This window comes from Saccharopolyspora sp. NFXS83, from assembly GCF_026241095.1.
GTDB lineage: Bacteria > Actinomycetota > Actinomycetes > Mycobacteriales > Pseudonocardiaceae > Saccharopolyspora_C.
Map to the genome: position 1 here is coordinate 308,635 of NZ_JAPFGB010000005.1, position 6,454 is coordinate 315,088.

Sequence of the window (6,454 nt, forward strand, 5' to 3'; positions counted from 1 at the left end):
CGGGGTCAGAACGTGACCACCGAGCGCAGGACCTCACCGCGGTGCATCTTCTCGAACGCCGCCTCGACGTCGTCGAGCGCGATCTCCTCGGTGACGAACCGGTCCAACGGCAACCGGCCCTGCTGGTAGAGCTCCGCGAGCATCGGGAAGTCGCGTTCCGGCAGGCAATCCCCGTACCAGCTCGACTTGAGCGCCCCGCCGCGCGCGAACACGTCCAGCAGCGGCAGTTCGAGCCGCATGTCCGGGGACGGCACGCCGACCAGCACCACCGTGCCCGCGAGGTCGCGCGCGTAGAAGGCCTGGGTGTAGGTCTGGGGCACGCCGACGGCGTCGACGACCAGGTCCGCGCCGTTGCCGCCGGTCAGCTCGCGGATGGCCTCGACGGTGTCGGCTTCGGCGGCGTTGACGGTGTGGGTGGCGCCGAACTCGCGCGCCCACTCCAGCTTCGCCGGATCCTTGTCCACCGCGATGATCCGGCGAGCACCCGCCATGTCGGCCCCGACGATGGCCCCGTTGCCGACGCCGCCGCACCCGATGACGGCGACCGAGTCGCCGGGCCCCGCGCCGCCGGTGTTGACGGCCGCGCCGATGCCCGCCATCACACCGCAGCCCAGCAGCCCGACCACGGCGGGCCGCGCTGCCGGATCCACCTTCGTGCACTGTCCTGAGTGGACGAGGGTGCGCTCGGCGAAGCCGCCGATCCCGAGCGCGGGCGAGAGCGGCGTGCCGTCGTCGAGGGTCATCGACTGCGCCGCGTTGTGCGTGTCGAAGCAGTACTGCGGACGCCCGCGCCGGCACGCCCGGCACACCCCGCAGACCGCCCGCCAGTTCAGCACGACGAAATCTCCCGGCGCCACGTTGCGCACGCCGTCGCCCACCGAGTCGACGACGCCCGCTACCTCGTGCCCGAGCAGGAACGGGAAGTCGTCGTTGATGCCGCCTTCGCGGTAGTGCAGGTCGGTGTGGCAGACCCCGCACGCCTGCACGCGCACGACGACCTCGCCCGGCCCCGGGTCGGGGACATGAATCGTGGTGACCTCGACGGGCTTGCCTCGTCCGGTCGCCACCACGCCACGCACTGCGGTCACTGGCGAACTCCCATTCCGTGTGGGGATGTGTTGACTGTCTTCGCGAACCGGGGGTCAGCTCGCGTACTCGGCTGATGCGTCGATCAGCCAGTCGGCGACGTAGCGGGCGAACGACGAGCGCACGAGCAGCCAGAAGCTCGGCTGCTCGGCGTCCCGGCACACCAGGATCACGCCCGCCCGCGCCAGCAAGGTCTGCGCGCAGCGGTCCGCGCCGAACACGCGGGGGTGCAGGTCGAGCGCGCACCCCTTGTTGAGGACCTCGCGCGCCTTCGGCCCCGAGACCTCCAGGATCGTGCGGTTCGCCGACAGGTCCACCACCGACCCGTGGTCCTCCGCCAGCGCGGTGGCGAGGGTGTCCTGGACGGACTCCGCGGCCCCTTCCCCGCCCACCAGCAGCCACTCGTCGGGGCCCAGCCACAGCGCCAGCAGCTCCCCGGCTCGGACCGCGGTGCCCGGCAGGTTCGGCGGCATCGCGCCGATCGCGGTGCCGATGCGTTCGGCCGCGGCCCCCTTGGGGTCCATCCGGAGCCCGATCTGGGCGCGGAAGGGGATTTCGGAGATCCGCACGGCGCCGGGCACCGAGTGCCGGTCCAGCAGGTCCGCACGGGAGGTCAACGGGGAATCGCCGTAGGGCTCAGCCATCGCGGCGCGCTCCTTCCTTGTCGTAGAAGACGGGTTCGGTCACCTCGAGCGCCACGAGCCGCCCGCCGACCGGGCTGTAGACGGTGTCCCCGATGCGGTCCCGCCCGCCCTTGAGCAGGGCCAGCGAGAACCCCTTGCCGAGCACGGCGCTGCGGTAGCTGGACGTGACGTGCCCGAGCATCGGCACGGGCGGCGCGGGCAGCGCCTCGGTCCCCACCAGCTGCGCGCCTTCGGGAACGACCAGGATGTCGTCGTGCGGCAGCAGCCCGACGAGCTGCTTGCGGTCGGCCCGGGTGGTGTCGGCGCGGCTGAACGACCGCTTGCCGAGAAAGTCCGCCTTCTTCTTCGACACCACCCAGCTCATCCCGAGGTCGTGCGGCGTCACGGTCCCGTCGGTGTCCTGGCCTACGATGGGAAAGCCCTTCTCCGCGCGCAGCACGTGCATCGTCTCGGTGCCGTACGGGGTGATGTCGAACGGCTCCCCCACGTCGTAGAGCGCTTCCCACACCTCGCGGCCGTACCACCGAGGCACGTTGATCTCGAAGGCGAGCTCACCGGAGAAGCTGATCCGGCACACCCGCGCGCGCCGCCCGGCGACGATGCCGTCCTGCCAGGACATGAACGGGAAGCTCTCGTTGTCCAGATCGAGGTCCGACGCCCGGCTCAGCACCTCGCGCGAGCGCGGGCCGGCCAGCGCGATCGTCGCCCAGTGCTCGGTGACCGAGGTCAGGTGCACCCGCAGGTGCGTCCACTCCGTCTGGAGCCAGTCCTCCAGCCAGTCCAGCACTCCGGCGGCGTTGCCGGAGGTGGTGCTGATCAGGTACCGCTGCTCGCCGGTGCGCATCACGGTGCCGTCGTCGAAGACCATGCCGTCGGCGGTGCACATCAGCCCGTAGCGGATGCGGCCGAGCTTGAGCGTGCTCATCTTGTTCGTGTAGACGAGGTCGAGGAAATCCGCCGCGTCCGGTCCTTGCACGTCGATCTTGCCGAGCGTGGAGACGTCCTGCATCCCCACTCCGGACCGGACCGCGTGGCACTCGCGCAGGACGGCGGTGTCCATGTTCTCGCCGGGAAGCGGGTAGTACCAGGGCCGCTTCCACTGGCCCACGTTCTCGAACGGGGCGCTGTGCTCGACGTGCCAGTCGTGCATGGCGGTGACCCGGACCGGGTCGTAGAGGTCGCCGCGATCCCGCCCTGCCAGCGCGGCGAAGGCCACCGGCGCGTAGGGGGCGCGGAACGTCGTGGTCCCGATCGCGGCGAAGTCCCGCCCGAGCAGTTCGGCGATGATCCCGGTGGAGTTCGTCCCGGAGGTCTTGCCCTGGTCGTGGGCGGTGCCGATCGTCGTGTAGCGCTTGATGTGCTCGACCGACTCCATCCCGGCGCCGATGGCCTTGCGGATGTCGGCGACCGTGACGTCCCGCGCCAGGTCCACGAACTGGGTGGCACCGGCCGAATCCGCGGGGCTCGGCAGCAGCCACGCGGTGCGCCCCGCCGGTGCGGGGAGGTTCTGCGCGGTGGGCAGCGGGCCGATCTCGGCGTCGTACCCGGCGGCGCGGGTCGCGTCCCGCCCGGCCTCCGCGCCGGAGCGCAGGCATTCGGCGGTGGTGAACGCGCCGGTCGCGGCACCCGCCGAGCGGACTCCTCGGCCGCCTCCACCGGGCACGAGGGCTCCGACGTCCTCGGCGTACCGCAACGCGCCCCGTCCCTGCGAGTGCAGGTGCACGGCCGGGTTCCAGCCCCCGGAGACCAGCAGCAGGTCGCAGCCCACGACCTGGCGGACGCTCATCATCCCGCCGGACTGCACGTTCGCCAGGTGCACGCTGGTGATCCGGTCCGTTCCGGAGGTCCCGACCACGGTGGCCCCGGCCCGGATGGTGATCCCGCGCTCCACGCACAGCGACGCCCAGTAGGCGGGCGCGACGTCGCGCACGTCCACGACGGCCGCGATGTCGACCCCGGCGTCGTGCAGGTCGATCGCCGCCGCGTACGCGCTGTCGTGGGTGGTGAACACGACCGCGCGCCGCCCCGGCAGCACCCCGTACCGGTGCAGGTACGTGCGGGCGGACCCGGCGAGCATCGTGCCCGGCCGGTCGTTGCCCGCGAACACCGGCGGCCGTTCGTGCGCGCCCGTCGCCAGCACCACCTGCCGGGCGCGGATGCGCCAGATCCGCTGCCGGGTGTGCGCGGCGTCGCCCCGGTGCTCGACGGCCACGAAGTAGTTGTCCTCGTAGTGGCCGAACACCGACGTCCGCGACAGCATCCGGACGTCCTCGCAGGAGCCGAGCTCCGCGACCGCCCGCGCGACCCAGTCGGCGGCCGGGGCCCGGTCGAGCTGCTCGTCGGCGCCCAGCAGGCTGCCGCCGAATTCGGTGTCCGCGTCGGCGAGGATGACCCGCGCCCCGCTGCGGGCCGCGGTCAGCGCGGCGGCCAGCCCGGCGGGTCCGGCTCCGACGACGAGCACTTCGCAGTGGGCGTGCATCGCGTCGTAGCGCGCCGGGTCCGGTTCGGTCGCGAGGCGTCCCTGGCCGGGCAGGCCGGTGGCTTCGAGCCCGTCGCGCAGCTCGACCGTCGTCGCCGTCAGCATCGGCTCCGGGAACGGCCGCTCGACCTGCACGAGCGCGTTGGGCTCCTCGGGGCCCGCGGCCGTGATGCCGCGCGGACGCCCGAACTTGATGCTGGTGGACACCTGGTGGACCCCGTTGGCCAGCAACGCCGAGGCGAGCGTGTCGCCTTCGTAGCCCTGGAGCTCCCGGCCGTCGAAGCGGAACCGGACGGGGCGCCCGCGATCGATGCGACCGCCTCCGGCGAGCCTGAACTCGTTGCTCATCTCGTCACCGCCCCTGCTTGGCTCGCGTCGTCGTCGACGTGGATCTCGTTCGTCACGGTGTTGCGGCGGAGGGTGAACCAACGCCGGCACCCCGCCTGGTGCGACCAGCGCTCCGCGAGCACGCCCTTCGGGTTGTCCCGGTAGAACAGGAAGTGCGCCCAGTCCACATCGGACACGGAGTCCGGATCCTCGGGATAGCTCACCTCGGCCTGGCCGCCGTAGTGGAACTCGATCTCATTGCGCGGCCCGCACCACGGGCACGGAATCAGCAGCACGGCGAACTCCTCAGACTGCGTTTTGATGTCGCTTTGCGTAGGGGGGGCGGGTAGCGGAACCTCAGCGGCCTGCTCACTGCGGGATCCATTTCTCAAGCAGCTCCTCAGCGAAATGGCTGTCTCGTGAGAAGGCCGCTGAGCACCCGCCGGTGGTTCGGCTGCGTACGTGGTCACTGCTCAGCGGCTCCGCCGCCGACAGGACGACGACCGGAACGCTGCTGCACATCGATCCGTTCGCGATCCACGACAGGGAGACCGTCCTCCATCGAGCAAGCCGCCGGAGAGACCGGTTTCAGTGCGCCACGCCTGCGGCTCCGTGTTCGTCGACGAGGGCTCCGGTGGTGAAGCGGTCGAGGCTGAACGGGGCGTTGAGCGGGTGCGGCTCGTCGTGGGCGATGGTGTGCGCGTAGCACCAGCCGACGCCCGGTGTGGCCTTGAACCCGCCGGTGCCCCAACCGCAATTGACGTAGAGGCCGTCGAACGGGGTCAGCCCCATGATCGCGGAGGCGTCCGGGGTCACGTCGACGACGCCCGCCCAGGTGCGCAGCACGTGCGCGCGGGAGAACATCGGGAACAGCTCCACCGCGGCCGTCATCTCGCGTTCGATGGTGTGGAACGCGCCCCGCTGGCCGTAGGAGTTGTAGGAGTCGATGCCCGCGCCGAGGACGAGTTCTCCCTTGTGCGCCTGGCTGACGTAGACGTGCACCGCGTTCGACATCACCACCGTCGGGTGCACCGGCTCCAGCAGTTCGGAGACCAGCGCCTGCAACGGGTGGCTCTGGATCGGCAACCGCAGCCCGAGCTCGTCGGCGAGCACCGAGGTCTGCCCGGCCGCCGCCAGTGCCACCTTGCCCGCGCGGATCGTGCCACGCGTCGTGGTCACCCCGACGACCCGGTCCCCGACCCGCTCGAATCCGGTCACCTGGCAGTTCTGCACCAGGTCCACGCCCATCCGGTCGAGTTCGCGGGCGAACCCCCAGGCGACGTGGTCGTGCTTGGCGATGCCCGCCCGCGGCTGCCACGTCGCCCCCAGCACGGGGTAGCGCAGGTCCTCCGCGGTGTTCAGGATCGGGCAGATCTCCGCCACCTGCGCGGGATCCAGCCATTCCGCGTCGACGCCGTTGAGCTTGTTCGCCTCGACCCGCCGCACGCTGTCGCGCACTTCCTGCAGCGAGTGCGCCAGGTTCAGCACGCCGCGCTGCGAGAACAGCAGCGGGTAGTCCAGCGCTTCCTCCAGCCCTTCCCACAGCTTCAGGGAATGCTCGTAGAGCCCGGCGCTCTCGTCCCACAGGTAGTTCGACCGGATGATCGTGGTGTTGCGGGCCATGTTCCCGCCCGCGAGCCACCCGCCTTCGAGCACGGCGACGTTGGTGATCCCGTGGTTGACCGCGAGGTAGTAGGCGGTCGCGAGACCGTGCCCACCGCCACCGACGATCACCACGTCGTAGGACTGCTTCGGTTCCGGGGAGTGCCAGAGCCAGTCCGGGTGCTCCGGCAGCTCGGCGCCCGGCGTGCGCGGCGTCATCAGAACCCTCCGTTCAAAGCCGGGTAGAGGGGGTGTTTTTTCGCGAGTGTTTCGACGCGGTTGCGGAGTTGGGTGGTGGTGTCGGGGGTGAGGGTGG

The 6,454-nt window shown here is 71.2% G+C and carries 5 protein-coding genes; all 5 read right to left on the bottom strand.

Features of this window, described 5'->3' with window-relative positions; genetic code table 11:
* Positions 1–5: 5 nt before the first annotated feature.
* On the bottom strand, positions 6–1,088 hold the full coding sequence (locus OOZ19_RS08175; protein ID WP_266089412.1) for an S-(hydroxymethyl)mycothiol dehydrogenase: 1,083 nt from the start codon (positions 1,086–1,088) through the stop codon (positions 6–8).
* 54 nt (positions 1,089–1,142) lie between these two features.
* Positions 1,143–1,730: a sarcosine oxidase subunit gamma gene (locus tag OOZ19_RS08180; RefSeq protein ID WP_266089413.1), complete on the bottom strand. Its 588-nt coding sequence runs from the start codon at positions 1,728–1,730 to the stop codon at positions 1,143–1,145.
* Positions 1,723–4,557: a 2Fe-2S iron-sulfur cluster-binding protein gene (locus tag OOZ19_RS08185; RefSeq protein ID WP_266089414.1), complete on the bottom strand. Its 2,835-nt coding sequence runs from the start codon at positions 4,555–4,557 to the stop codon at positions 1,723–1,725. Before OOZ19_RS08185 ends, OOZ19_RS08180 begins: the two co-directional genes overlap by 8 nt.
* The gene (locus OOZ19_RS08190) at positions 4,554–4,832 is read right to left on the bottom strand and encodes a sarcosine oxidase subunit delta (protein WP_266089415.1); all 279 of its coding nucleotides are present in this window, start codon (positions 4,830–4,832) and stop codon (positions 4,554–4,556) included. Before OOZ19_RS08190 ends, OOZ19_RS08185 begins: the two co-directional genes overlap by 4 nt.
* A gap of 292 nt (positions 4,833–5,124) precedes the next feature.
* A complete protein-coding gene (locus OOZ19_RS08195; RefSeq protein ID WP_266089416.1) occupies positions 5,125–6,357 on the bottom strand; it encodes a sarcosine oxidase subunit beta family protein in 1,233 nt (410 codons plus the stop codon).
* Positions 6,358–6,454: the final 97 nt, after the last annotated feature.